The 26,925-nt window shown below is 44.3% G+C and carries 19 protein-coding genes; 12 read left to right on the top strand and 7 right to left on the bottom strand.

Annotation, left to right across the window (positions count from 1 at the left end; translation table 11 throughout):
• The first annotated feature begins 33 nt into the window (after nucleotides 1-33).
• The 3 genes from GJB62_RS28330 to GJB62_RS28320 all read left to right on the top strand — a co-directional run bounded on the left by GJB62_RS28330 (nucleotide 34) and on the right by GJB62_RS28320 (nucleotide 4,015).
• Complete coding sequence (locus tag GJB62_RS28330) at nucleotides 34-1,398, top strand: LLM class flavin-dependent oxidoreductase (RefSeq protein ID WP_114080877.1); 1,365 nt, start codon at nucleotides 34-36, stop codon at nucleotides 1,396-1,398.
• Nucleotides 1,399-1,711: 313 nt separating this feature from the next.
• Nucleotides 1,712-3,250, top strand: a complete 1,539-nt coding sequence (locus GJB62_RS28325) for an amidohydrolase family protein (protein WP_114080876.1) — start codon at nucleotides 1,712-1,714, stop codon at nucleotides 3,248-3,250.
• Nucleotides 3,251-3,349: 99 nt separating this feature from the next.
• Nucleotides 3,350-4,015 (top strand): dienelactone hydrolase family protein, encoded by a 666-nt coding sequence (locus GJB62_RS28320; RefSeq protein WP_114080875.1) that lies wholly within the window; start codon nucleotides 3,350-3,352, stop codon nucleotides 4,013-4,015.
• Between the two features lie 39 nt (nucleotides 4,016-4,054).
• Here GJB62_RS28320 and GJB62_RS28315 read toward each other — a convergent pair whose 3' ends face one another.
• A complete protein-coding gene (locus tag GJB62_RS28315; RefSeq protein ID WP_114080874.1) occupies nucleotides 4,055-4,843 on the bottom strand; it encodes a sulfite exporter TauE/SafE family protein in 789 nt (262 codons plus the stop codon).
• A gap of 42 nt (nucleotides 4,844-4,885) precedes the next feature.
• Here GJB62_RS28315 and GJB62_RS28310 point away from each other — a divergent pair, with 42 nt between their 5' ends.
• The 3 genes from GJB62_RS28310 (at nucleotide 4,886) to GJB62_RS28300 (ending at nucleotide 8,534) form a co-directional block, all read left to right on the top strand.
• The gene (locus tag GJB62_RS28310; RefSeq protein WP_114080873.1) at nucleotides 4,886-5,884 is read left to right on the top strand and encodes an aldo/keto reductase; all 999 of its coding nucleotides are present in this window, start codon (nucleotides 4,886-4,888) and stop codon (nucleotides 5,882-5,884) included.
• Between the two features lie 218 nt (nucleotides 5,885-6,102).
• Nucleotides 6,103-7,983, top strand: a complete 1,881-nt coding sequence (locus tag GJB62_RS28305; protein WP_114080872.1) for an ABC transporter ATP-binding protein — start codon at nucleotides 6,103-6,105, stop codon at nucleotides 7,981-7,983.
• Between the two features lie 80 nt (nucleotides 7,984-8,063).
• Nucleotides 8,064-8,534: a GAF domain-containing protein gene (locus GJB62_RS28300; protein WP_114080871.1), complete on the top strand. Its 471-nt coding sequence runs from the start codon at nucleotides 8,064-8,066 to the stop codon at nucleotides 8,532-8,534.
• A gap of 173 nt (nucleotides 8,535-8,707) precedes the next feature.
• Here the strand turns inward: GJB62_RS28300 and GJB62_RS28295 are convergent, their stop codons facing one another.
• A complete protein-coding gene (locus GJB62_RS28295) occupies nucleotides 8,708-9,754 on the bottom strand; it encodes a sulfonate ABC transporter substrate-binding protein (RefSeq protein WP_114080870.1) in 1,047 nt (348 codons plus the stop codon).
• A 371-nt stretch (nucleotides 9,755-10,125) separates the two neighbouring features.
• Nucleotides 10,126-10,902 carry a dienelactone hydrolase family protein gene (locus GJB62_RS28290; protein ID WP_114080869.1) on the bottom strand — a complete coding sequence of 259 codons (777 nt, stop codon included), beginning with the start codon at nucleotides 10,900-10,902 and terminating at the stop codon, nucleotides 10,126-10,128.
• 221 nt (nucleotides 10,903-11,123) lie between these two features.
• On the opposite strand from GJB62_RS28290, the gene GJB62_RS28285 reads away from it, so the two are divergent.
• The 4 genes from GJB62_RS28285 to GJB62_RS28270 all read left to right on the top strand — a co-directional run bounded on the left by GJB62_RS28285 (nucleotide 11,124) and on the right by GJB62_RS28270 (nucleotide 15,130).
• Nucleotides 11,124-11,501, top strand: coding sequence for a VOC family protein (locus tag GJB62_RS28285; RefSeq protein ID WP_114080868.1), 378 nt, complete (start codon nucleotides 11,124-11,126; stop codon nucleotides 11,499-11,501).
• Between the two features lie 319 nt (nucleotides 11,502-11,820).
• Nucleotides 11,821-12,279, top strand: a complete 459-nt coding sequence (locus tag GJB62_RS28280; protein WP_114080866.1) for a M67 family metallopeptidase — start codon at nucleotides 11,821-11,823, stop codon at nucleotides 12,277-12,279.
• A 142-nt stretch (nucleotides 12,280-12,421) separates the two neighbouring features.
• Nucleotides 12,422-13,594 (top strand): molybdopterin-synthase adenylyltransferase MoeB, encoded by a 1,173-nt coding sequence (gene moeB / locus GJB62_RS28275; protein ID WP_114080865.1) that lies wholly within the window; start codon nucleotides 12,422-12,424, stop codon nucleotides 13,592-13,594.
• Between the two features lie 336 nt (nucleotides 13,595-13,930).
• Nucleotides 13,931-15,130, top strand: a complete 1,200-nt coding sequence (locus GJB62_RS28270) for an MFS transporter (RefSeq protein WP_114080864.1) — start codon at nucleotides 13,931-13,933, stop codon at nucleotides 15,128-15,130.
• A gap of 61 nt (nucleotides 15,131-15,191) precedes the next feature.
• On the opposite strand, the gene ftsH4 is transcribed toward GJB62_RS28270, so the two are convergent.
• Together ftsH4 and GJB62_RS28260 are read right to left on the bottom strand one after the other, a co-directional pair.
• Nucleotides 15,192-17,057 carry an ATP-dependent zinc metalloprotease FtsH gene (gene ftsH4, locus GJB62_RS28265; protein WP_114080863.1) on the bottom strand — a complete coding sequence of 622 codons (1,866 nt, stop codon included), beginning with the start codon at nucleotides 17,055-17,057 and terminating at the stop codon, nucleotides 15,192-15,194.
• Between the two features lie 95 nt (nucleotides 17,058-17,152).
• Nucleotides 17,153-17,338: a DUF2949 domain-containing protein gene (locus GJB62_RS28260; protein ID WP_114080862.1), complete on the bottom strand. Its 186-nt coding sequence runs from the start codon at nucleotides 17,336-17,338 to the stop codon at nucleotides 17,153-17,155.
• Between the two features lie 362 nt (nucleotides 17,339-17,700).
• Between GJB62_RS28260 and GJB62_RS38095 the strand changes: the two genes are divergently transcribed.
• The gene (locus GJB62_RS38095; RefSeq protein ID WP_256874421.1) at nucleotides 17,701-17,826 is read left to right on the top strand and encodes a hypothetical protein; all 126 of its coding nucleotides are present in this window, start codon (nucleotides 17,701-17,703) and stop codon (nucleotides 17,824-17,826) included.
• Between the two features lie 101 nt (nucleotides 17,827-17,927).
• On the opposite strand, the gene GJB62_RS28255 is transcribed toward GJB62_RS38095, so the two are convergent.
• Both GJB62_RS28255 and GJB62_RS28250 read right to left on the bottom strand, forming a co-directional pair.
• Nucleotides 17,928-19,280 carry a serine/threonine-protein kinase gene (locus GJB62_RS28255; RefSeq protein ID WP_114080861.1) on the bottom strand — a complete coding sequence of 451 codons (1,353 nt, stop codon included), beginning with the start codon at nucleotides 19,278-19,280 and terminating at the stop codon, nucleotides 17,928-17,930.
• A 368-nt stretch (nucleotides 19,281-19,648) separates the two neighbouring features.
• Nucleotides 19,649-24,697 carry a CHAT domain-containing protein gene (locus tag GJB62_RS28250; protein WP_114080860.1) on the bottom strand — a complete coding sequence of 1,683 codons (5,049 nt, stop codon included), beginning with the start codon at nucleotides 24,695-24,697 and terminating at the stop codon, nucleotides 19,649-19,651.
• Between the two features lie 206 nt (nucleotides 24,698-24,903).
• On the opposite strand from GJB62_RS28250, the gene GJB62_RS28245 reads away from it, so the two are divergent.
• On the top strand, nucleotides 24,904-26,739 hold the full coding sequence (locus GJB62_RS28245; RefSeq protein ID WP_114080859.1) for a ShlB/FhaC/HecB family hemolysin secretion/activation protein: 1,836 nt from the start codon (nucleotides 24,904-24,906) through the stop codon (nucleotides 26,737-26,739).
• Nucleotides 26,740-26,925: the final 186 nt, after the last annotated feature.

Raw genomic sequence — 26,925 nt, 5'->3', positions numbered from 1 at the left:
TCAGCAATCACACTATAGAAAAGAAAAAAGCTTATGAATACAACACGCAAGTTTCGTTTAGGTGCATTTGTTCAAGCCACCGGTCATCATGTCTCCTCTTGGCGACACCCTGATGCACAAGCAGATGCTGGATTGAATTTCGAGCATTACAAGGAAATTACCCAGACTGCTGAACGCGGCTTGTTTGATGCAGTTTTCTTGGCAGATAGCCCAGGAGTTTGGGGTGGCGCTCCAGAAACTCAGTATCGCAACGGTAAAATGGCCCATTTCGAGCCAGTCACTCTCTTCTCGGCCTTGTCCTCTGTTACCAAAAACATCGGCTTCATTTCCACCGCCTCGACTACTTATGAAGAACCCTACACCTTGGCGCGGAAGTTTGCCTCATTGGACTACTTGAGTAACGGCCGCGCAGGGTGGAATGTAGTCACCACAGGCAATGAGAACGCTGCTCGTAATTTCGGACTTGAGCATCACCCAGAACATAGCCAGCGTTATGAACGCGCCGAAGAGTTTGTGGAAGTAGTGAAAGGACTGTGGGATAGCTGGGAAGATGATGCTTTTATCCGCGACAAAGAATCTGGTGTCTATTTCGATCCAGACAAACTGCATACACTCAACCATAAAGGCAAATATTTTTCTGTCCAAGGCCCTTTAAACGTCGGTCGTCCGCCTCAAGGCTACCCCGTGATTGTTCAGGCTGGAGCCTCGGAATCTGGACGGGACTTAGCTGCACGCACCGCCGAAGTAATTTTCACCGCCAATCAAACCCTAGCTGATGCCCAAGAATTTTATGCTGATGTGAAAGGGAGATTAGCACAATATGGGCGATCGCCAGACGATTTAAAAATTATGCCTGGTGCTTTCCCAATCATTGGCCGTACCGAAGCAGAAGCTCAAGAAAAGTACGAATTCCTGCAATCTTTGATTCATCCTGATGTCGCTTGGGGAATTTTAAAGAACTATTACAAAGGTGTCGATTTGTCGAAATATTCTCTAGATGATGTGGCTCCTGAACTGCCCAGCGACACCAACACTAACAAGAGTCGTCTAAAACTAGTCAGAGATTTGGCGACTCGTGGCACTCTCACATTGCGTCAGTTGTATCTCTCTCTTGCCACCGCACGAGGACATCGCACCATCCTTGGTACTCCCGAAACCATTGCCGACCAGCTAGAAGAATGGTTCAACAATGGTGCAGCAGACGGCTTTAATATCATGCCGCCAATCCTTCCCACAGGATTAGATGAATTCGTTAACTTAGTCGTTCCCATCTTGCAAAAACGCGGATTGTTCCGTACCGAATACGAGGGTAGTACCTTGCGTGAAAACTTGGGATTGCGTCGTCCGGTCAATCGTTTTGCTGCAAAACAAGTGGATAAGAGCCTTGTATTGGCGTAAATGAATTGTTTGCAGATGTTTAAGCCATACCTTTTAGATCGCACCTTCTGTAGATCGCCGCCCTACAGAATCGGAAATCGAACCGCAGAGGACGCAGAGGACACGGAGAAATAAGAGTTTCAGAGAGTTCTTGCGTAAGTTTTAACACACTAACCAGCATCCAACGCTGCTAGTAGTTCGCCAAGTGAACTTGGCGGGGTAAAGGGTAAAGGGGAAGGGGGAAAGGTTTCAAATCCCTTTCCCCAGCCATCACGCAGCATTTTGGGGTTGGCAGACTACTAGGAAAACCTTGTAATTTTTTAAAGGAAAAAACATGACTGAATATAGCCGATTAAAGACCTCACGCTCCGCCGCAATCAGAGCAACCCTTGATTATCCGGTAATCGATACCGATGTTCATACCAATGATTTCACACCGGCGTTTGAGGATTACATCGCTAAGTACGGTGGTGTGAAACTTGTAGATGAGTTACGTAAGACAGAAGCTTCCCGTCTTAACTCCAAGAGCAACGGTAAAGACTGGTATCAACAAACCCCTGAAGAACGTCAATATAACCGGACAATCCGATCGCCTTGGTGGGCGAGAGTTACCAAAAATACGCTGGATTTAGCTACTTACACCCTCCCTGAATTGCTCTATGAGCGTCAGGCGGAGCAAGGGTCAGACTATTCGGTGCTATTTCCGAACAATGTCCTAGCACCTGCTGGAGCCAGTGCAGAGAATCGTCAGGCACTGCAACGCGCGGTAAATCACTATCATGCTGATATTTACCGCAAATATAGCGATCGCCTGACACCGGTAGCTGGTATTCCCTTAACTACTCCCCAGGAAGGCATTGAGGAGCTAGAGTTTGCAGTAAAAACACTCGGTTTAAAAGTGATTAATATCACTGGCGGAGTGAAACGGCCGATTAAAGCGATCGCTGATAAATATCCAGCCGATAAATTCCCCGAAATCGCCAAGTATGCTTCTTATATCGACTTCTACGGACTAGATAGTGAATACGACTACGATCCCTTCTGGGCAAAGGTCGTGGAATTGGGCGTACCCGTCACCACCCATTACGGCAGCCAAGGTTGGACTGGACGCTCCTCCATCAGTAACTACATGAACAACCATATCGGTCACTTCGCCGATGGTTCGGAAGCATTTGCAAAGGCGTTGTTCTTCGGTGGCGTTACCAAGCGTTTTCCACAGTTGCGAGTAGCGATGCTCGAAGGTGGTGCAGATTGGGGTGCGCATGTCTACATTCATTTGGTAGATCGTTTCTCCAAGCGCAATATCAAGGCACTGGAAAATTACAATCCAGCATTGACAAATGCCGATGAGCTATTTGAAATATTTGAACGCTATGGTGCAGAAGTTACTCAAGGGCATTCCCTCGATAAGGATGAATTGACTAAGACTGTACTGGGAGCTTCATTTAGCCGTCATAGCCGTGCGCCAATTGGTAGCGAATTGGATGATTTTGCAGCCGCAGGCATTGAAACAATTGAAGACATCCGCGATCGCTGGGTGAATAGTTTCTTCTTTGGTTCCGAGTCTGACGATCGCACCATCGCTACGGCATTCAACGACAAAGCCAATCCCTTGGGAGTCAAAATCAACGCCATCTATTCCTCCGATGTTGGTCACTGGGATGTACCAGACCTGACTTCCCCCTTGGCTGAAAGCTGGGATTTGGTTCAAGAAGGCGTTATTTCCGAAGCCGACTTTAAGTCCTATGTATTCGCTAATCCCTACAAGTTTTACACCCAAGCTAACCCCGAATTTTTCAAGGGTACTGCGATCGAATCCAAAGTAGGTAACACCGAATTTAAACAAGTGGATAAGAGCCTGGTAGTGGCGTAAAAGCCGAGATGAGGGCGTGGGGATAGATGAGGAGAAATAATCAATTCCCCATGCCCAATTCCCAATGCCCCATGCCCAAATAAATTAGGAGTCACAACCATGTCCGTTGAACAACGCTCTCACAATAGTTCTTTGCCTTATCTTTTCTCGCCTGTTTCTGACAATGCCAAGCAACCTGCACCCTTAGTTCTGTTTTTACATGGAGGACGCGATCGCGGGACGGATCTGAATGTGCTACTGAAATGGGGTCTACCTCGTTTCGTAGATTTATCCGACTCATTACCTTATGTCTTCGCCGCACCCCAGATTCCGGCTGAACAGACTTGGGCAGATCGAGCAGATGACGTGCTGGCTTTGCTTGATGAACTGATCGCTTCCCAGCCCGTCGATCCAGCGCGGGTGATATTAGCCGGGTTCAGCTTAGGCTCGGCCGGTATTTGGCATATCGCTGCTTTGCATCCCGATCGCTTCGCAGGTCTAATACCTGTGTCTGGACGTGTACCTAAAACATTAGCAGAAAGCGAACTAGCCGTACTCAAAGACATTCCCGTTCAGATATTCCAAGGTGGACAAGACAAAAATTTGCCAATTGAGGACACGGAGCATTTTGTTGAGCGCTTACGCAAAGTCGGGGGGAAAGTTGATTTGACAGTGCTACCGGAAGGCGATCATTTTATAGCAGATGAAGTTTACAGAGACTCGAAATTGCAACAATGGTTAGTTTCACAGAGTCGTCGTCAGGCTTCTGTAGTGGCATCGAGCTAATTCAGTAATAACTGATGCCTTTGCTGGTTAATATTCCCATTATGCAGATCGCTTATGCCTTGCTAACTTCAAAGCCGATAACAATAGAATTACACCCAAGATTACATACAACCAAGAACTTGCTACATACCTCAAAAGGTTGCTACCAACGAATGCTCCTAGTATTGAACCAGATGCCATTGAAACAATGAATCTTTGATCTGATTTCACTTCTTTGAGTCGTTGCTGACTTCTATATTTGAATAGACCCATGATGATTGTGGGAATGCTGATTGCAAGACTCAAACTTCCTGCTAATTTGATATCAATTGCAAACACCAGAATGATCGTAGGGATAATCAATTCACCACCTGCGACACCAAGCATACTGCTAAATATCCCAATCACAATTCCCGCTACAAAACCTATACCGATTCTCAGTAAGTCTGGAAGTTGCCAACTCTGAAAACTGAAAATGAGATTATGACCGATCAGTACGAAGCTCAGGAAAAATAGAAAAACGACAACAATCCGATTTAATGTTTGTTCGTTGATCTGGGTTGCATAGTTAACCCCAACATAAGAGCCAATGAGAGAGCCGGCCAGAATGTTGATGATTACTGTCAGGTTTGCAAAAACATTCTCAACACCAATAACGCCACTCCGAAAAATGAATGAAAAGGTAACAGTGACGAGGCTAACTATGAGATTGATAATAATTGCCTGTAGAGTTCGATAGTTAAAAATGCTAACTAAAACTGGTAAGCGAAACTCTGCACCACCCAAACCGATTAGCCCACCAAGAATCCCGACCAAAGCACCCCAAGCAAACGCCCAAATATTCCGCATTTAAATCTCCACACCTACAACAGTCGCATTAGGGACAATTCTATGACCTTACCAACTATCAATCTCGGTAAAACTGGATTAACTGTTTCCCGTCTTTGTCTTGGCACCATGACTTTTGGATTGCAGACTGACGAAGAAACTTCTAGAGATATCCTCGACACGGCAGCCGATGGCGGAATCAACTTTTTGGATACAGCCGATGTTTATCCACTTGGCGGCGGGCTTACCACTGCTGGCCGTACCGAAGAAATCGTTGGGCGCTGGCTCAAAGGCAAACGCGAACATTTTATCTTAGCTACCAAGTGCGTCGGCCGGGTTGGCCCTGCACCTTGGGATCAGGGTGCTTCGCGCAAACATATTCTAGATGCGATCGATGCTTCTCTACGACGTTTGGGAACCGACTATATCGACCTGTACCAATTGCACTCCGACGATACTTCCACCCCCCTCGATGAAACCCTGGAAGCGCTGGACGCGGTAGTTCGTGCTGGCAAAGTACGCTACATCGGGGTTTCCAACTTCTTAGCTTACCGACTCGCTCGCGCCTTGGGTCGCGCCGAAACGCGAAATCTAACCAGATTCGTCTCAATTCAGCCCCGCTACAACCTGTTGTTCCGCGAAATTGAGCGAGAACTATTGCCCCTAGCTAAAGAAGAAGGACTGGGTGTAATTTCCTACAATCCGTTGGCGGGCGGTCTGCTTACCGGCAAACACATTCTCGCTCAAGGCCCCACCTCTGGTACACGTTTTACGCTAGGTGCTGCCGCAGAACGTTATCAAGAACGCTACTGGCACGATCGCGAGTTCAATACTGTAGAGGAATTACGCACAGTCGCGGATCTCGCCGGATTTTCCCTTACCACCCTAGCGGTAGCTTGGGTTTTATCTAATCCCATTATCACTGCCCCCATCATCGGCGCTAGTCGCCCACAACAACTTGCCGACAACTTCAAGGCAGTAGAAGTCAAACTCGACGACAGTTTGAAACAAAAGTTAGACGACATAACTGCCGAATACCGAAGAGGAGATTCTCTTCGTTAGTTTCAAGTCAGAGGCAGGGAGCAGGGGGAACTACACTCTTTGGAATGAAGGGGGCAACATGGATTCTGACTGCGATCGCATAAGGAAGTCAGCTACAACCAAACAGCAAAAGTTTTTAAACAGTGCTGCCAGAAGTCCCTAATACCACCGGACGGCTTATATAGTCGTCCATTTTTATCTTGCAGAACAGCCAAAATGATGCTAGTGGATCGACCTTCATGACGAAAAAGACCAGACAATTCAAATCCTTTCAACGTGCTGCTGATGCACCAAACCTACCATCAACTCCATTCAGGTTCATTTTGTATTTCGTTAACCAGTTTCGCTGGTGGTATGTGTTAATGGTGAGCCTGGAGATGGTACACGCAACCTGTGGCGTTATGTTGCCTTATGCCATTGGTGAGATCATCCGAGGTGTGACGAAATCAACGGGCGACAGCCAGCCCATTTTTGATGCCATGAGGCAACCCCTGATGCTGTTCATCGCCTTGAGTGTGGGTGAAGTAATATTCGGGCGTTCGGCTGGACTCTTGCAAACTATCCTCCATCCAATCCACCGACAACATATTGTGCGATCGCTATATGCCTACTTGCAACACCATTCGCATCGCTACATGAGCAGCAGTTTTTCCGGGGCATTAGCACATCGGATTAGCGAAACTTCTCTGGGTGTTACTCAGACGATGCAAATGTTAATTACTGAATTTATGGCAGTAATTGTTGTGTATATCGTCGCCACGATGTTACTGTATCGCGCTTATCCTCCCCTGGCTGCACTCGTGGGCGTGTGGGCAGTTCTTTTCATCAGTATTTCGTTCTGGCTGGCAACTCGCTGCCGAATTTACTCTCGGAAAGCCGCAGCCGCAAGAAGTGAGACAACTGGCATCATCGTAGATACAGTAACAAATCTCACCAGTAGCCGATTGTTTGCTCGTTTAGGTTTTGAACGACGCTATTTGAATGAGCAATTAAGCCGCGAACTCAAACAGGTGAGAAAGTCCAACTGGTATTCGGAGCGAATTCGCTGGTTTCAGTTCATCTCGGCAGCCATTCTGAAAATCAGCACTCTGTATTACTCGCTCTTTCTCTGGAGTCAAGGAAAGATCGCTACTGCTGATTTCGTCGTCGCAACTAGCCTGTCGCTATTGATCATCATTGAAGCCCGGAATTTGAGCCGCCGCTTTCTGGAATTTTTTGAACATATCGGCAATGTCGCCAATGGTGTCTTTACCATCGTTCAACCCCACGAGTTGGTCGATCGCGATCGCGCGATCGCACACCCAATTACCCAAGGTAAGATTGAGTTTCGCCGGGTGAATTTCAATTATTCGGATGAAAAGAAAGTTTTCAACAACCTTTCTGTCACCATCCAAGCCGGACAGCGTGTCGGACTGGTGGGCTTCTCTGGTTCGGGAAAATCCAGCTTTGTCAATCTAATTCTGCGTTTGTTCGACCCCCAATCTGGACAGATTATTATTGATGGGGTCGATATTCGAGACATGACTCAGGATGCCCTACACGCTCAAATCAGCTTGATTCCCCAAGATCCATCTCTGTTCCATCGCACTTTGCTAGAAAATATTCGTTATGGACGCTTAGATGCAACCGATGAGGAAGTGTTCGAGGCGGCGCGAAAGGCTAATGCTCACGATTTCATCATCCAAAGTCAGGATGGTTATAATTCTCTGGTGGGCGAACGCGGTGTCAAGTTATCTGGAGGGCAGAGACAACGGATTGCGATCGCTCGCGTAATCCTCAAAGATGCGCCGATCCTGATTTTAGATGAAGCCACCTCTAGCCTCGATTCAATCACCGAAAAAGCGATCCAAGATACCCTCGACTTAGCAATGAATGGGAAAACGGTCATTGTGGTAGCTCATCGACTATCTACCATCGTCCATCTAGACCGGATTTTGGTGTTCGATAAAGGTCGCATTATTGAAGATGGTTCGCACGCTCAACTACTGGCACTTGGCGGTGCTTATCACAGGTTATGGAAAATGCAAGCAGGTGGATTTATCCCAGAAAATCTCGGCGAAGAACGCATACATGAGGTTCGCAGTGGCACAGATAACGTTCAAAAGGGAATGATCGCTTGACATTTGCTGCTACTTGAGGTTCAATTTCAGATTTAATTCAGGAATTGTGCGGGAAAGAGTCTTTGACACTCCTAAAACTTATGACTTCAGATATCAAACCCATTTTTGATACCCTGGCTGATGAGGAATCTGCCATCGACTGGAATCGTTTGTTGGTCGAAATCCTGACCGTTTTCGACTGCTCTACAGGTACTATCCATACCCTAGATCGGGAAAGCCAGTTATTGCACCTAAAGGCTTACCAAAGCATTCCAGAATTTCTGTTGCCTAAAATGACGGTAATTCCTATCGGCAAAGGGATGGCTGGTATCGCCGCCGAACGTAAGCAACCCGTACAGATTTGCAACCTGCAAACTGACGAACAGGGGGTAGCCAAACCCTCAGCAAAAGAAACTAAGGTAAAAGGCTCCATCACAGTGCCATTTATGCTAAATGGCAGATTGTATGGAACCTTGGGTATTGCCAAGTCGGTTTCTTATAAATTCACTTCCAAAGAGGAAGAGATATTAATGGAGATTGGAGAGGCCATTAGCCGGAAAATCGTCAGTTAACAGGATTAGCAACTTTGCTAAACTGATTTACCAGACGTTCTTGGTAAGCTAACGCGCCTACATATTGCAATATTTTCCGTATAGACCGTCATTTGTCATTTGTGTTTACCAAGGACAAAGGACAATTGACAACCTCACCAGTTGATGTGCAATCTTATTTGCGTAACAGCTTACTACTTCTGACTAATGGTTTCTGGTGTGATGGCTGCATATTGTTCGCTACTCAGCATCGCTTCCTTGATATTGATGGGTTTAGGAATCACTTTTTCTGTGGCAAACAAATCTGCAATTTTCTGTTGATTTTCCATGATTTCTGGCGTAATGGGTCTTAAGCCATAAGCTCGCCTTTCAATCATTGTTGCTAAAATATCTTCATCAATTTTGAGATGAGGAATAGTCAGCTTTACAACTTCTGCTCGGTTCTTTTCACCCCATTGACCTGTGTTATCTATCTCTTCAAGAACTAATCGTACTAATTTTGGGTTTTCTGTGGCAAATTTTCGCGCAGCCATGTAATATCCGCCCTGAGTAGAGATGCCGCTAGCATCTCTCAAAACACGAGCATTTGCCTTTTTTTGTGCTACAGCTAAATAAGGGTCCCAAGTTACCCAGGCATCTATTTTGCCTTGAATAAAAGCATCACGGGCTTCTGAAGGAGGGAGGCTAATGGCTTGAATATCACTATATTTCAAACCAGCCTCTTCTAAAGCTTTTATTAATAAGTAATGGGAAGCAGAACCTTTTTGGAAAACTACTTTCTTACCTTTGAGATCAGCTAAAGTGCGAATTGACGAATTATTTTGGACGATAATTCCACTTCCTTTACCTGTGCTGGGTTTATTACTAGCAACATATACTAAAGATGTACCAGCAGCTTGGGCAAATATCGGTGGAGTTTCACCTACAGAACCAATATCAACCCTACCTACATTCATTGCTTCCATCAGTTGCGGCCCGGCGGCAAATTGTGCCCATTCGACGGAGACACCTAAAGGCTGTAAACGCTTTTCTATCAATCCTTTAAGTCTGACCAGATCCCCAGAGCTTTGATATCCCATACGGACAGTTTTAGTTTTAAAGCCAGTGGTTTCATTCCCTGCATTTGGGGTTGTAACTGAACAACTAATTAAGGTAGTTGAGATTGTTAATAATCCAGGTAATAGGAATAGTGAAAAACGCTGAAAAATATTAACTCGTGGCTGTTTGAAGGCGGTAATCATGGACGTGATACTTTGTTTTTATTTGGCTAATAGTTACCGATGCTCAGTAGAGGTGCATCTGTATATTGGTGTCAACTTAAATGCCAACCCTTTTAAAACTTCATTTCTAGCCTCTGGCTGGAAATGTTCCTCATTGGTTAAGCATTCTAAAACGAGACTGAACACCTGTGACATCTGTTCGCCTCTACTGCGTATTGCTCTTAATGTAAGTTCAATGAAACTCTTCTAGACTTGAACTAAAGTTCAAGTTTCTCTCCGATTCGGAGAGGGACGGTTTTGTGTCGTAAAATCTCTTAGAGGTTTTTTGATTTAGATTGTTAGGCGAACACCACATAAACCGTCAAACATTACATTACTCTTAACCCAAAGATTTAAACTTTTTGAAGCTGAAGGTTCTTCTGGAAAAGTTCTTGAACGTTTTTCCAAGCATCGGCAGCAGCTTCGGCATTGTAGCTAGAGCGATGGTTGCAGAAAAAGCCATGTCCTGCACCAGAGTAGCGAAATATAGCATGAGGAATCTGATTTTTCTTCAATTCAGCCTCAATCTGTTCCGTTTGTTCTAAGGGGATTCCTTGATCGTCAAGGCCAAAGAAGGCGTAAATGGGGCCCTTGATATCAGGAGTGCGGATGATGGTTGGTTCTCCACCACCGGGAGTTGAGTTGGGAATACCACCACCATAGAAGGAAGCTGTAACTTTAATATCTGGTAAAGTGGCAGCTAGATAAACTACGTGACCACCAAAGCAGAAACCAATGGAGCCGATCGCATCTCCTTGCACATTTGGTAAGGTTTTTAAATAGGCGATCGCAGCCTTAATATCACTCAATATTTCCTCGGCTGTTGTCTGTTCCTTATACCCTCTTCCTTGCTGGACATATTCAGGGGTGTATCCACCCTCAAAACCAGGAGCGGTGCGTTGAAATAAAGTCGGTGCGTAGGCGTAGCCCGTCGTAGACATCGCAACATAGCCTTCTTTGGCAAACTTTTCAGCAACTTCTCGAATGTGAATGTTAACCCCAAAAATTTCCTGAATCACGATAACGGCTGGGAAGGTTCCCTTTTGTGCGGGTTCAGCTAAGTAAGCATCGATTTGCAAATCCCCGTTAGGAACTTTAACTTGAGTGGTGCGAATTTCTGTGTTTGTCATCTTAGGGATTAGCCTGTAATTACTTTGAGAACGAAATGTTTTCTGGTAAACTTTGTACAAAAGTACTTAAACTTTACCGATTTACCGTAGTTTATAGAGTAGTATTTCACAAACAATGTCCAAAGGCAAGTCCTTATTTAAGAAGGAAATAGCTGACCGGGAATAGGGAATAACTTTTTTCTGTCCCCTAAATTCTGAGATATCCCAACAGGAGAATGAAAATGGCGCTCAAAGCAGTTCATCATATTCAGGCAACTTATCCTCTTGAGGTAGAGGATGCAATGCTATCTTTCTACAGCAGAATTTTGGGATTGACTGAAATTCCCAGACCTGATGCGGTCAAAAACGATTCAGGAGCCTGGTATCAGGTGGGAAACATTGAATTGCACGTTAGTAGAGAGAAAAACGCCAATAACCAAGTATCTAGAAGACATTTTTGTTTCCAAGTCGATGACTTGAACACCTTTGAGAAACACCTAAAAGAGTATGGAGTAGAAATTATTCCCGATCAACGACCACTACCAGGATGCGTGCGGTTTTTCCTCCGCGATCCCGGTGGGAATCGTATAGAGATCGCAGAGTTCGTCAAGAGTATTTAGATTGTATATTTTTTAGATTTTGATAGTCTAAGAATATGCACAAAGCAGCACCAACATCCCGAAAGATGAATAAAAAATACTTATATTGATATTGAAGAGAGCGATCGCTCTTTTCAAAACAAAACCAGTAACTAGTAGTCTGCCAACCCAAAAATGCGCTTGTGAGGACTGGGGAAAGGGTAAAGGGTAAGGGATTTAAACCCTTTCCCCCTTCCCCCTTACCCTTTACCCCGCTTTCGTTACGAAAGCGAACTACTAGTGAGGTATTGTATTCAAACAAGAATCCCTAGCTAGCAACTAAAAAATTATAAACGCAGAGATGATCCAACTTAGCCCAGAACACTTGCAAACTATCCGCGCCCATGCCGAAAGCGCCTATCCAGAGGAGTGTTGCGGTATAATTTTAGGCTATTTGGCTAATGAGGGCAAAATTGTAGTTGAAGTCATACCAACAGAAAACGCCTGGAATACAGAAGCGGGTGCTGAGTTCTCAGGGGAACACACAGCAGAAAGTAAAAGACGGCAATATGCGATCGCACCCGAAGTTATGCTAAAAACCCAAAAGGAAGCACGTAATCGCTCACTGAACATCGTCGGCATTTTTCATTCCCACCCAGATCATCCTGCTATCCCTTCAGAATGCGATCGCTTATACGCTTGGCAAGGATACTCGTATATAATAGTTACCGTCCAAAACGGTAAAGCTGGAGAACTTCAAAGCTGGAGCCTTGACGATCGTCATCAATTCCAAGCAGAGACAATTGAAAATATAAAATAACTGGCTTAGTTCAAAGACAGTCACTCGTAGCGGTTTTAGCCGCCAACACGGATAGAAAATTCATCTTCCCCACTCCCTATCTCCATAAGAGATACAGTTTTTCGATAGGATTAATATTCCGCTCTCCCAGATCATAACTGCTATGCTCAATCCCAATCTGGACGAAATCCAGTTGACCAAAGACGATTACGAACGCTACTCCCGACACCTGATTTTACCGGAAGTAGGACTAGAAGGACAGAAGCGCCTGAAAGCCGCCAGTGTACAGTGTATCGGTACAGGTGGACTAGGTTCACCACTACTTTTATATCTGGCGGCGGCGGGTATTGGACGCATTGGGATTGTCGATTTCGATGTTGTCGATACTTCCAATCTGCAACGCCAAGTCATCCACGGGACATCTTGGGTGGGTAAACCCAAGATTGAATCGGCAAAAAACCGCATTCACGAAATTAACCCCTATTGTCAGGTTGATTTATACGAAACTCGCCTGACTTCCGAAAACGCCCTAGAAATCCTTGAACCTTACGATATCGTCGTAGATGGGACTGATAACTTCCCCACTAGATATCTAGTTAACGATGCCTGCGTATTGTTGAATAAGCCCAACGTCTACGGTTCAATTTTACGCTTTGAAGGGCAAGCTACTGTATTTAACTACCAAGGTGGGCCAAATTATCGTGACCTTTTCCCAGAACCACCACCACCAGGAATGGTTCCCTCTTGTGCAGAAGGTGGCGTACTCGGTATTTTGCCAGGAATTATTGGTTTAATCCAAGCAACCGAAACTGTCAAAATCATTTTGGGACAAGGTAATACTCTAAGTGGACGATTGCTGCTATACAACGCCTTAGATATGAAATTTCGGGAGTTGAAACTGCGTCCTAACCCGATTCGCCCAGTGATTGAAAAACTGGTAGACTACGAAGAATTCTGCGGGATTCCGCAAGCCAAGGCAGAGGAGGCAAAACAGCAGTTGGAAAGTCAAGAAATGACTGTTAAGGATTTGAAGGAATTACTAGATAGCGGTGCAAAGGATTTTGTCCTACTGGATGTCCGCAACCCCCATGAGTACGAAATTGCCAAGATTCCTGGTTCGGTGTTAGTACCCTTACCAGACATTGAAAATGGCAATGGCGTTGCGAAGGTGAAGGAAATATTGAACGGACACCGCTTAATCGCTCATTGTAAGATGGGCGGGCGATCGGCAAAAGCCCTCGCCATCCTTAAGGAAGCCGGGATTGTCGGCACAAATGTTAAAGGCGGAATTACCGCTTGGAGTCGAGAAGTCGATCCTTCAGTTCCAGAGTATTAACAACAGAGGCAGGAGGCAGGAGAAATACTGCTCCGCCTCTGCTCTGTTTTATACTACGATCGGAGCGAGTTTGCGGTTTAAGTCTCCCATTTCCTCATCTTCTGATGACCTTTTTGGAATTAAAAATTAAAAGTTAAAAATTAAGAAAAAGAATAATTTTTAATTAATTTTGGTACAAAGCCAACAATAATATATGACGCAGTGTTAGCAAGTCCACATACTCCTTCCCTACAGGACGCTGCGCGAATAGAGAAGCAAACTACCCGCAGCGTCTCGTAGAGTGCGTCTTAGAATTTTTAATTAATAATTTTTAATTTTTAATTGGAGCGAAGCGACTTGACTACCTCAAAATCTCATTTCAATATTTTATGGGTGCAAGTTTGGGTATTGGCAGTGGTGCAGGGAGCAATTACCCTCACCTGGTTAATTTATAATATATATTTGCCACAACTTTTGACTCAGTTTGGTTTTCCCGCTTCACTGGCAGTTGCCTTGGTGCTAATCGAAAATGCCTTGAGTGCGTTGCTGGAACCATTGATGGGTGGACTTTCAGACCAAGCTAGACGCTGGGTAGGGACTCGGTTCCCCTTTATCTCAGTAGGTATGATTCTGGCATCGGCTTTGTTTATTGCCATACCATGCGTTGTGAGTTTAATTCCACCTACTACTGTAATGCGATCGCTCTTACCTATAGCATTGGTAGCCTGGGCATTAGCAATGACAATATTTCGTTCTCCAGCCATGTGCCTGTTGGGAATGTATTCTACACCAGCCCAGTTACCTTTAGCAGTAAGTGTTGTTACTTTAGCAGGCGGTTTGATTGGGGCTTTTAGACCGATAAGCCACAAATTTATTCTCAGCTTAGGGCCAGTTTATACCTTTGCGATCGGTTCTTTCGTCATGCTAGGGGCGGCCGCTGTGTTGCGATTAGTCAATCCTCCAGAAGCACCTGTGGATAGACACCAAATAGAAGTAGTAAAGTTGCCGTTACAAAAATTGGCTTTGATTTTAGTAACTGGTTTTGGTGTAGCGTGGGGTATCCGATTTCTCTTTGATGTCTTGGGTAAAGTCCTAAAGGCCCAACTGAATACTGATAATATTGATGTGCTTATGGTGTGGATTGGATTAGCGATCGCAATTGCCAGCATACCAGCAGGAATCTTCGCCGTCAAAATTGGTAATCGTCAAGCAATGCTTTGTGGGATCTGTGCAATCATTCCCTCTTTATTGATAATGATATCTGTGGGCGCACAAATTCCGATAATTGCGGTAATCGTTGCTAGCTTTAGTTTAATTGTCAATGGGGCAATTCCTTTTGTTTTAGGACTGGTACCTCAGCGATGGGCGGGATTAGGAATTGGGATGTATTTTGGTGGGTTTGCTTTAGCCATGAGTTTGTTTGGTGTCATCTTTCCCAAGTTACAAGCAATAACACCTTTTATCGGTGCAACTGGGGGTGCATTGGCATTTTTCCTAGCTGGTGTTTGTATCGCAGTAAGTGGCATTTTTGAAACGCAAAGGAACGCAGAGGTTTAACGCAGAGGGACGCAAAGTTATGCTCTGCGTCCCTCTGTTGATGAAATCTGACAAATCTTAATTACGAATGAGTTACAGGTTTCACTTGACTCAACAAATCGTGCAGTTTTTCGCCTTCAATGACTTCTGTTTCTAAGAGTTGAGTCGCGATCGCTTCTAGCAAGTCTCGATTCTGTCTAAGAATCTCTAGGGCTTGTTCGTGGGCTGTTTCCACGATTTCCTTGACTTCGCTATCAATGGCTTTGGATGTGTCTTCACTCACCGCCCGTCGAGGATTAGCCCCACCATTACCCAAAAACATCGATTGTTGTCCTTGTTGGTAAGCTAATGGCCCTAAGACTTTGCTCATACCATAAGATGTTACCATCCGTTCTGCCAAGTCAGTTGCTCGTTGCAAATCGTTGGAAGCACCTGTGGTAATACTGTTAAACACAACCTCTTCGGCGGAACGTCCACCTAATAGAGTTGCAATCTGACCCCGCAGTTCCTCTTCATTCATCAAAAAGCGGTCTTCAGTTGGTAATTGCAGAGTGTAGCCCAAAGCTGCCATCCCACGGGGAATAATCGAAATCTTTTCTACGCGACCGTTTCCTGTAGTTAGCGCCCCGACCATTGCGTGACCAACTTCATGGTATGCAACAATCTTTTTCTCAGTCTCGTTCATGACGCGACTCTTTTTCTCTAAACCTGCGACTACCCGCTCAATTGCTTCGGCAAAGTCTTCTTGAGCAACACTTTGACGGAGATTGCGAGCTGCTAATAATGCCGCTTCATTTACCAAGTTTGCCAAATCTGCGCCAGCAAAACCAGGAGTACGAGTAGCGATCGCTTTTAAATTGACATCATCTCCTAATTTTACCTTTTGAGCGTGAATCTTGAGAATTGCTTCCCGACCAGATAAATCGGGACGGTCTACCAACACTTGGCGGTCAAAGCGGCCTGGACGTAGCAATGCAGAGTCAAGGCTTTCGGGGCGGTTGGTAGCTGCTAGGACAATCACCGTTGCATCACCAGCCGCAAACCCGTCCATCTCTGTTAGTAATTGGTTGAGGGTCTGTTCTCGCTCATCGTTACCACCGTAGAAGCCGTTACTGCTACGAGACTTACCGATCGCATCTAATTCATCAATGAATATAATACAAGGAGCTTGTTTTTTAGCCTGTTCAAACAAATCCCGCACTCTGGAAGAACCTACGCCGACAAACAATTCTACAAACTCGGAACCAGAGATACTGAAGAATGGAACTCCAGCTTCCCCTGCTACGGCTTTAGCTAAAAGTGTCTTACCAGTACCAGGAGGGCCAACTAACAACACACCTTTAGGAATTCTCGCGCCAATTTGCGTAAACCGTGCCGGAGTCTTGAGGAAATCTACAATTTCTACTAACTCAGTTTTTGCTTCTTCTACGCCAGCCACATCTGCAAAGGTGATTTTAGCTGATTCGCCTTCAACGTAAACTTTAGCTTTGCTCTTACCAATGGAAAGCGCACCTTGAGGGCCACCGCCGCCACCACGTGACAGAAAGAATTGCCAAATACCAATAAAAATCAGTGGTGGAATCACCCAACTTAAGAGGGTTGTAATCCAAGTATTTTTGGGTGGAGGTGTAGCAGCAAACTCAACTCCCTTTTCTTCTAGCAGTTTGGGTAACTCTAAATCAAAGATTGGTGTAGTTGCAAACACCGCGCCAGGCTCGGCATTTTCTGTTTTTAGTTCGTAGAGAATCTGGTTTTGACCAACAGAAACGCGATTAACTTCCCCTTCTTGTACTTGATGAATAAATAAACTATAGGGAACACCAGTAGGGCCAGAAGCAAATAAACCAGGCAAAAATATATTTAAGAGCAGGAATAGCCCTGATACTGCCAGTAAGATATTAGCAATGATCCGAAAACGAGGTGATTTAGGTTGTTCTTTAATTGCCATAGATGTTGTTACCAATCCTTAGAATGAAAACTATTGAGAATGTAACTTTATGGAAAAATTAGATATTTCCAGTCTAAATAATTCAAGCAGCTAGCTTATACTGTTTCCAACCAATCAAAAATTTGGGCTAACTGGTCTAGCGTTACCAGTCCATACTGCCAGAGGGTCATAGCCAGGAAGTTGGGGGTCTGCTCACAATGTCGCAAAGCAAGAGAAATTGCTCCACCCGAAATACCCAACTCTTCCTCTAAAAAATGCACCAATTGATCTGTAGCTTTCATTGCAATGTTAAATAATGTTAAATAAGTTTTATTTCTGAGAAAGTTTGACTTGTGTGATGCAATGTCCAGGTTGCATCGCAAAGTTGTTCAATTTGTCTTAGATCCTTAAGGATACTACCTATTTTCATAATTTCTCCTGTTTAGCAATGTCGCAGCATTTTTTTATTTATGTAACTAAACTTAACAATTTAATTAATCTTTGGGAACTAACAAGCAAATACGGTTTACCGTACTCAAAGGCTTAACACCAATGGAAATGAGAAAATTTAATGGACTGAACGCCGTTAAAAAAGACGCAGGGATTGTGAGAAGCGAAGAGAAATCCCCTGTCTCCTCTCCCATATCCTGACTTTTCACGTTATATGGAAAAACCCACCAAAAACCTAACCCAATACGGTTCGGTTAAGACAAGAGACGCGATGAATCGCCGTCTCTACAATAATCAGTCTTTTGTAGAGACGACGATTTATCGCGTCTTTGCGATCTAGAATTTTCATCAAAAAACCTTAACCGAACCGTATTGCTTGCGATCTCACTCAATGTGCAAATTAAATGCTTAACAGCTTATGTTCCTTTTTCAGCAACAAAACTAACTAATACCACAGGCTGCTAGTTTTACAGCTAAAGCATTCGGGTATCGCCACGGTTGAGAACCACCAATCCAAATACGTGAGGGGAGATGACCGATTGGTGCTTTGAGACTAAAATTAAATTCCGAGTTCGCAGAAGTATAATTGTATATATGCCAACCAACTTGTTTACAAAAAATTCCATAGTCTCCATTTACATTTTTGTAAATAAGTGTTTGCACACTAAAACCGAAGCGTCCATGACTGTAATTCACCCATAAATGGTCAATAGTCTGCAAATGTTGGCAGGGAAATTTATCAACTTCACTACTCAATATATAGCTACCTCTAGGCTTGGCTAGTGCCTGACACATCAGTTCCCAAGTTTCGCTATCTGCTAATTGCCATTTTCCTTTTGCTAATAAATCATGCAAAGGCTTATAATCAATAGTAGTTAATGTATGATAATTAGAAATATTTAGCAGTTTTTTTGGTTGTTCTTCTAGTGTCTGTAACGCTTCTGTGGCAGATTGAAAGCGTTGCGAAACGGCATTTTGTAAAAGTTTATCTAATATTTGAGAAAGGCGATCGCTAACAATATTGTTTGCTGGTAAATGTTCTTGCCATACCCAGCGATCGCTAACAATATCGAACAAATCAAAGGGAGAAATAGCAGTGAGTAAGTAAATACATGTTACACCCAAGCTGTAAAGATCGCTAGCTGGTAATGCTTTTCCCCGCATTTGTTCTGGAGCAACATATTCTGGAGTACCTACTATTGTGCCTGTACGAAGTTGCCTGGTATTCGTGGCGAGTTTAGCAATTCCAAAATCTATTAAAACCAAATCTCCTCGAACAGAACGGCGCATAATATTTTCTGGTTTAATATCTCGGTGAATTACTTGCCGGGAATGGATAAATTGCAGTGTGAGCAATAAACTTTTTAATATCTCCCATATTTGCGGTTCTTTAAAAACGCCTTGTTGTTGTAATTCCTGAGCAAGTGTTTGGCCATCAATTAATTCCTCGACGATATAAAACTTTTTATTTTGTTCAAAGTGTGCTAATAACTTGGGTATTTGAGAGTGTTCTAGTTCATTGAGACGAAGTGCCTCTTGGTTAAATAGGCTGACTGCCTTGTGCCAAACCTCAGTATTTTCCTCTTGGAAACATAGCTGCTTAATTGCACATTTTGGTTTAGCTGGAAGATGTTCATCAATAGCTAAAAACGTTCTCCCAAAGCCACCGCACCCAATGACAGCGATCGCACGATATCGCTGCTTAAGTAACAATTCCTGACCACAACTATGACAAAAACGAGAACTGTCAGAATTTTGCGGACGCAAGCAGTCAATATTGGTACAGTAGCTCATACTATTTGTTGCAATTGCTATATCTCAAAGTATTCCCACGCGATCGCCATAATTAACCCGTAGTTTTGTAGGTTGGGTGCAGCGATAGCGTAACCCAACATAAAATTTGGTGGTAATGTTGGGTTGCGTTTCACTCCACCCAACCTACATCAATATATCTTTTAAAAAACTCTAGGTTTCAACATAGATGAGGTTTATATGTTGGTTTTTGTGCCACAACTTTTGGCATAGGTGGGGATGATTTGCAAGTATTCTTGGTTCTTGGCTCAGTTGGCTTATGTCTGCGTTTAGAATTTTGTTAAGCGATCGCATTTTTGCCTAAAATTCTTCGTGGGTAAAAGGGTGAGAGCATAATTCCTCTTGCTACTTTACCAAGGATTACCAACCATTGTGAATCCAGACCAATAATAAGGATGGGTAAGTAATTGCTCCCCTTCATCAGCACTGTTAGTAGGTAAAGACAAGTTCCCCACTACTCCCAAACCTTCTAATTGACCATTTTTAACGTAAATTTCCCCTTTGGCCATAGCTACCTGAGCCTGTCTGAGGGCTTCTGCCTTAATTGGAGCTGTCCTCAAGTTTTGATAAAATTTCGTCATCAAGGCTGCTGTACCAGCATCATTAACCGACCAAAGACTAGCAACACTAGTTTTCACGCCTGCCAGTACTGCTAAACCTGCAAATCCAAGCTCTGACTCTTCATCTCCTAATGCTGTTCTACAAGCACTCAGCACCAGCATTTCAACTTCGGGTTCATTCAAACGCAACTGTCGTAATTGGTTCAAGCGTAACTTGTCTTCCCACAGTTGAATATAAGAATTACTCAAAGCGCCGGTAGTAAAATCGGCATGGGTTGCCATGTGAATAATCCCAAAAGGTTGTTGGCGGCGGATAGTTTTGAGATTTTCTAAGGTAGCTTGCTTGTCTAACAATAATTTGCCCTGCCAAAGTTTAGACACCAGTGTTGATAACTCCAGGGGAACTGCTGGTAAAGGCTCTTGTCCTTGTGTACTCTGAGAAACCCCTAGCGCTAAAATTTGAGATTTTTTAATGTCTTTATAAAGGGTGTTAGTCAAGCTGATACTGGGCATCAAGCCAATGCTATATTTTTCTACTAGAAATCCCTTGCCATCATGAAGTGCTGCCATTGGGGTTGAACGTAACCCAATATCTGGTAGAAAAACTAAATTATTGATTTCTCTTGCTCGTAAATCTGCCTCTAGTGGTGCAATTATCCAGCGATAAAGTTGTTGAGATGGACGCAAATAACCGGTGCGGCGACGGTTTTGTGGACTAACTATTTGGTCACGAAATTCCTGAGCTACTTGGAGGACTTTGGCTCTGGTCGTTTCTGGAATGCGCTTGCGGATGGGGTCGCCTTTTCCAGTTACTACGACTATTTCCAGTTGGTCGCTATTCTGCTCTGCTAGAGTATTTAATTGTTTAGTAAATTTTTGAGATTTGCCCAAATTTCTCTCTGGTATTATCTCCACAGGAACAAAACTGATGTAAATAAATGCAGGTTTAACACCAGTCGCTTCTTCAATTTTGCGAGCAATTTCTTTGGCATCATCTAGTGTTTTAATTTTAGGAGTCGGGATGCCTAAATGGTCGGCAAAATCATCTGTGAATTGATCTTCGGGTGTGGGATCGGTATTAATAACGGGGTTGTCAATTTTAGGATTATTGGGGCCAGGGACATTCGGTTTACCTGGAGTGCATTGGAATGAACAAGGGGGAGGATTCGGGGTAAAAGTCGGGGTAGGGAGTGGAGTAGGAATGGTGGGAGGAATCTGACTGACGTTGATTCCTATCTGTACAGGTGCAGAAGACGAAACGCGGTCATTTGCACTAATTACAAAGGCATTTAGTGAGCCATTCACATCAGTCGGAGGGGTATACACCAAAGTATCACCGTTAGATAAGGTAGTTACCCCAGGAATGACGGGAAGTCCATTGACAGTCAGATTTCCTGTATTCACTGCATTAACTTGGATGGAGGTGATGTCATTATTAGCATCGCTGACCAGTGCAGCCAAGCTAGAGAATGTCAAGGTTACAGCTTGATTGGTCTGGGTGTTGGGTAGCGATGAGTTTGCCGTTAATACAGGCGGAGTGTTGACGGAAGTAATGGTGATGCCGATTGGGGTGCCGATGGCATCTCCACCAGTTGGCAATACTGGGAAGTTACCCGAAGCGATGGTTGTACCGCCTCCCACATCAATTGTTCCGGCTGTACCATTAGTACTGGTCGCATCACCCACAATAAATGGCACATTATCTGGGTCACCATCATGTCGAATTGTGACAGTACCTCCGGCGATGCTAGTGGTTACTCCTTCTCCAGAATCGAAAATTCCGCCGGTGGCGATGGTAGTACCTACCCCTATTCCTTGAACTAGTCCGTTTGTCAGCACTTGCACATTGCCACCTTGAACAGTGTTGCCATTAACAAAATCCGTTGTGGCCTGTGTGTTGATGTTGTTAAAGCGAATTGTGCTGCCAAAGGGATTGGTAGTTCGTAAAGTAATGTTGCCACCTGTAGCACTTGCATCACCCTCCACTCCAGTGGCACTGGCTGAGGCATCAATACCACCATTAACGGTAATATTCTCTGTGGCAGTTAAGGTGACTGCGCCAGCCGTGCCAGTAAAATTGACACCTCCGGTCTTGACTACAGATGAGTCAATCGCCCCAGTGGTAATACTACCTGCTGTAGTTGTTGCGACTATATCGCCACCACGACCTAAGCCACTAGCATCTCTGGAAGAAGAATAAAAAGAATCAATAGTATCAGTGAGGATATTGCCTGCCGCAGTCAAAGTCACCGTTCCACCCGTGGTACTCCCCCCTCCACTATTGCTGGTGTTGATCTGATTGAGGGTAATTCCACCATTGCTACTTACGACTTGAACATTACCTGCTGAATAGCCTTGTCCACTGGCAATAATGTTGCCTGCACTAATATTGCCTGTCGCAAACAAATTTACATTCCCGCTTCTAGCGAAATTACCAGTTGTGTTTAGATTTCCTAGTAATAAGCTGGCTCCCGAAATGTTAATGGCTCCTCCGCTTGTCTGGATTGTGTTGGTAGGGTCAACAAAGTTTACAGAACCGCTTTGTGAGTTTAGGCTGAAGCTACCACCGCCCAAGGCTAAAGTAGCAACACCATCGGTAGTTACTCCGGGTGTAGCTCCGGTGATGTCATTGATCGTAATATTGCCTGTAGCTTGTAAGCTGATATTTGCACCCGAAGCTGCGATCGCACCCCATGAAACTGTATTCGCCCCAATATCTGCATCGCCAAAGGCAATATTGCCAGCTGTAGCATCAAAAGTACCTACTTCACCATCGATAATAGTCAATGTGCTGGGGTCTAATAATAAAGTGCCAAAGCTGCCATTAGGGGCTGAAGCATCTACTAAACCGTTGTAGGTTAAGAAATTTTTGCCTGATACTTCTACAAAACCACCATTGCCAGAATTCGCTCCTCCACGAGCCGAAATTTTACCAAAATATTGAGTTGTGTCGTTACCCCAAATAATGACGCGTCCGCCGTTTCCATTTAAATTGCTATCGGCATTAATGACGGAGTTGGAATTAACATAAGTTTGATCTGCGTTGGGTAAAGTTCCCTTACCTTGGTAATCGCCGCCAATTAACACAGTACCGCCGCCATTGGTTCCAGAGGCGTTAATATTGGCATCAACCAGCGCAACTTTTTTACCCAAAGCAGTTACCGTACCGCCTATCTGACTTGATACATCCACTTTGCCTGAAACAATTGTTGTGCCTGGTGTTGTGGGAATCGTCACATTAGATTCTGTTAACTTTACAGTCCCATCAGGATTGGCAGTTAACCCAGTGTTACCAACTGTGAGCAATTCAGGTATTGAGGCGATGGGAATTGTCCAGTTATTGGGTTGGGTGCTACTAGAGGTAAGGGGTTGAATTTCTAGACTCAACAAGTTTCCTGGCTGACTGAGACGCACCCAATTTTGCCCTGGTACGGATGTGATCGAAATCTGCCCTCCCGGTGCCGAAAGTTGCCCGGTGTTGACTACAGTACCACCCAATAAATTCAAATTTTGCCCAGCGCCTACTGCCAAATTTCCAGCATTTGCGATCGCTCCTGGCTGGTTCATACTAAAGGCAAATCCGTTGGGGTTGCCAACTAAAGCAGCGTAATCATTAACACCAATGGCATTGAACCAACTGCTACCAAAACCAATGCCATTGGCTGTTGTCACCGTGAAAGCACCAGGTACATTTAAGCTGGCGTTTGATCCAAAAATAAATCCGGCTGGATTCATCAAGAAGAGGTTAGCATTGCCACCTGTTACCTGAATTAAGCCATTGATAACCGAGGCATTCCCGCCTGTAATTCGACCAAGGATATTTTGCAGCGCCGGACTAGCTTGAAAGTTGGCGATTTGTTCTGGTGAAATTCCAAATTGTTGAAAGCTGTGGAAGAGGTTAGCACCATCTCCAGAAGTTGTACCGCCAGTGATATCAAGTTGATTACCGTTGGGTGTAACAATTGTGTTTGTCCCATCGGCAGCAGGGACAATTTGTTGTGCCTGGGATAATGCCGTACTAGTGACTGTCACCAGAGGCAAAATAGCTAGGACTGAAGCGGCGATTTTGTGTAGTAGAGGTTTTTTACGCCGCAAGATGAAGCGACTTTCGGGCAATTCTACATCGATTTGTAACTTTTCTGCTAATCCGCGTCGCCAAAGTGCTTGAGCGATCGCCTTCTGTGACCAGAGTATTTGTTCACTTTTTCTAGTAACAGAGATGCTTTGGGAATGATTTCGGTATAAGTACAGTGGCTCTTCAACTCGGCGCACTTGAGCTACTTCTGAAAGTCGTAGACACAAGTCGTAATCTTCGGCACATCGGAACGACTTGTTAACACCTCCCACCTGGTCGTAAGCTGAACGGCGCATCAGGCGGAAGTGGAAAGTCATGAAGTTTACCAACAGCCCCTCTGGGGAGTAAGGAATGTCACAGCGATGACCGTAGCCGATGACTTGACTTTTTTCATCAATATTTAAGTAGTCGGTGTAAACAAATCCTGTTTCTGGGTGGCGATTTAGTACTGTAGCAGTTTGGGCGAGGGCGGTAGGGGCTAGGATATCATCACTGTCTACGATACCGATGTAACTGCCGCTAGTTTGAGCGATCGCTATCTTACAAGCCGCAGAAACGCCTTGATGCTGTGCTTCTACTACCCGCACTCGCCTATCTTGTTGAGCATAAGCATTTGCGATCGCCACTGATCCATCTGTAGAGCCATCATCCCAAATTAGTAGCTCAAAGTCTTGCCATGTTTGCGCTAATACGCTGGCGATCGCTACCCCAAGGTAAGACTCCCGGTTGTAATTGACGATGACTATGGAGATCAGTGGTGGCATCGAAGTATTCCCAAGTTTTCTACCTGTTACCACAATATAATGCTACGGGCTATCACTTAGAAAAAATTGCTGTTAATTATTGTTTTAGTTACAAATCTTCTGAAATTTGAATGTCAAAAATATGATATTGAAATATTCATACAGCCATAGCACACTCAAAAATCAAGATCAGCCCAGTTGTTAAATAAGGCACCCACTGAGGATAAATGAGAAAAGAAACAGAAACTGGTATTAAGCCGAAAACAACTAATCAGAAAAGCATTGTCTGTTTCTCTCATCAGTTAAACACTTGGCAAACTCTAGCAACTACTAGATTAAATAAGCACAGTTTCAGTTTTCAGTGTGGCTTACTAATTCTGCCTGCGGTCTGGATTGTAACTGCAAATGGACTTAGAGCTACGGCGAATATATTGACACCAGACTCGACTCAAAAGAGTAGTCAGCCAGAGTTACAAATAGTACAAGCATCAGAAACTACCCCGGAAAATAACCCCAATCAAGCCGAACCAAATCCCCAACCAGAAACACCACAACGAATTCGGGTTCGTAAAATCCAGGTTGTAGATAGCACAGTTTTTAATGAAAATGACTTTAATCCAGTTGTCAAACCCTTTGAAGAACGGGACTTAACTTTAGAAGAAATCAGACAAGCGGCAGATGCTATTACCCAGCTTTACTTAAATAAAGGCTATATAAATTCCAGAGCAGTTCCAGACATTCAGCAACCTAGTACCGCCGATGGTGTTGTGGTAATTAGGGTAATTGAAGGGCGTTTGACAGAGATTGAGATCGAAGGGACGCGACGATTAAACCCATCTTATGTTCGTAGTCGCATCCAATTAGGTGCTGGTACTCCTCTGAATACTAGTAAGCTCGAAGATCAACTAAAGCTGTTGCGACTCGATCCCTTATTTACAAATGTAGAAGCACGTCTGCGTCCAACGGGTAAGGTTGGTCAAAGTGTTCTCATTGTCAGAGTTGAAGAGGCTAACCCTTTAACTGGTAGCTTGGGTGTAGATAATTATTCGCCTCCGAGTATTGGTGCGGAAAGATTAGGTATTGAACTGCGCGATCGCAATTTAACTGGGATGGGAGATGAGTTAGCCGGCTCCTATTACCACACCCTTTCTGGTGGTTCCGATGCCTTTGATTTTAGCTATCAAGTTCCTGTGAACGCCATGAATGGCAAGGTGCAGATTAGAGCGGCATTTAATCGCAATGAAATCACTGAGGCACCCTTTGATGCTTTTGGCATTCGCGCCAACCAGGATCTTTATGAAATCAATTATCGTCAACCATTGATGCGATCGCCAAGAGAAGAATTTGCCCTATCTTTGGGATTTACCTATCAAGATGGTCAAACCTTCCTATTTGAAAACTTGGCACAACCCTTTGGTATTGGCCCTGATGCCAATGGCGTTAGCCGCACCAGCGTAATTAAATTTGGTCAAGATTATATTAAGCGCGAACCTCAAGGAGCTTGGTTTTTGCGATCGCAATTTAATTTTGGCATTGACGTATTAGATGCAACTATCAACAATGACCCCATACCCGATGGTCGCTTTTTCAGTTGGTTGGGTCAAATACAGCGCGTGCAGCAACTCAGCGCCGATCATCTCTTACTTATACAAGCAGACTTACAGCTAACACCAGATAGCCTTTTACCCTCCCAGCAATTTGTGATTGGCGGTGGACAGTCTGTAAGGGGATATCGCCAAAATATCCGCTCAGGGGATAATGGATTTCGTGTAGCGATCGAAGATCGGTTCACAGTCCAGCGCAATGAATCTGGATTATCCATAATTCAACTCGCGCCATTTCTGGACATGGGAGCCGTCTGGAATCAGTCAAATAATCCCAATCTGCTACCCAATCAAACTTTTTTGGTAGGTGCAGGCTTAGGATTATTATGGAATCAGGCAATGGGAATTGATAATCTGTTTTTGCGGCTCGATTATGGATTTCCATTTATCGATCTGAGCGATCGCGGCAATAACGCTCAGGATGATGGCTTTTACTTTAGCCTTCGCTATCAACCTTAATACACCAATATGGGCGGGCTTCCTTTCTGTAGCTGAAGATTCCCTTACCTTATCAATGTTTCCTGACCTATGTCAGCATTTTTTGTTTTAAAAACCACTGAAAAAACGCATTTTCAGGTGATTGGCGATTTTTGGTTAATTTATTTTTGATTATTTACTGAGCTAATCTGCATTTGGGGTGTACTC

It is taken from the genome of Nostoc sp. ATCC 53789, from assembly GCF_009873495.1.
Classification (GTDB): Bacteria; Cyanobacteriota; Cyanobacteriia; order Cyanobacteriales; family Nostocaceae; genus Nostoc; species Nostoc muscorum_A.
This window is presented reverse-complemented; position numbering and strand designations above follow the sequence as displayed.

Coding starts and splice junctions, on each gene's coding strand:
- GJB62_RS28330 (WP_114080877.1), top strand. CDS start 34: ATGAATACAACACGCAAGTTTCGTTTAGGTGCATTTGTTCAAGCCACC.
- GJB62_RS28325 (WP_114080876.1), top strand. CDS start 1,712: ATGACTGAATATAGCCGATTAAAGACCTCACGCTCCGCCGCAATCAGA.
- GJB62_RS28320 (WP_114080875.1), top strand. CDS start 3,350: ATGTCCGTTGAACAACGCTCTCACAATAGTTCTTTGCCTTATCTTTTC.
- GJB62_RS28315 (WP_114080874.1), bottom strand. CDS start 4,843: ATGCGGAATATTTGGGCGTTTGCTTGGGGTGCTTTGGTCGGGATTCTT.
- GJB62_RS28310 (WP_114080873.1), top strand. CDS start 4,886: ATGACCTTACCAACTATCAATCTCGGTAAAACTGGATTAACTGTTTCC.
- GJB62_RS28305 (WP_114080872.1), top strand. CDS start 6,103: ATGACGAAAAAGACCAGACAATTCAAATCCTTTCAACGTGCTGCTGAT.
- GJB62_RS28300 (WP_114080871.1), top strand. CDS start 8,064: ATGACTTCAGATATCAAACCCATTTTTGATACCCTGGCTGATGAGGAA.
- GJB62_RS28295 (WP_114080870.1), bottom strand. CDS start 9,754: ATGATTACCGCCTTCAAACAGCCACGAGTTAATATTTTTCAGCGTTTT.
- GJB62_RS28290 (WP_114080869.1), bottom strand. CDS start 10,902: ATGACAAACACAGAAATTCGCACCACTCAAGTTAAAGTTCCTAACGGG.
- GJB62_RS28285 (WP_114080868.1), top strand. CDS start 11,124: ATGGCGCTCAAAGCAGTTCATCATATTCAGGCAACTTATCCTCTTGAG.
- GJB62_RS28280 (WP_114080866.1), top strand. CDS start 11,821: ATGATCCAACTTAGCCCAGAACACTTGCAAACTATCCGCGCCCATGCC.
- moeB (WP_114080865.1), top strand. CDS start 12,422: ATGCTCAATCCCAATCTGGACGAAATCCAGTTGACCAAAGACGATTAC.
- ftsH4 (WP_114080863.1), bottom strand. CDS start 17,057: ATGGCAATTAAAGAACAACCTAAATCACCTCGTTTTCGGATCATTGCT.
- GJB62_RS28260 (WP_114080862.1), bottom strand. CDS start 17,338: ATGAAAGCTACAGATCAATTGGTGCATTTTTTAGAGGAAGAGTTGGGT.
- GJB62_RS38095 (WP_256874421.1), top strand. CDS start 17,701: ATGGAAAAACCCACCAAAAACCTAACCCAATACGGTTCGGTTAAGACA.
- GJB62_RS28255 (WP_114080861.1), bottom strand. CDS start 19,280: ATGAGCTACTGTACCAATATTGACTGCTTGCGTCCGCAAAATTCTGAC.
- GJB62_RS28250 (WP_114080860.1), bottom strand. CDS start 24,697: ATGCCACCACTGATCTCCATAGTCATCGTCAATTACAACCGGGAGTCT.
- GJB62_RS28245 (WP_114080859.1), top strand. CDS start 24,904: ATGAGAAAAGAAACAGAAACTGGTATTAAGCCGAAAACAACTAATCAG.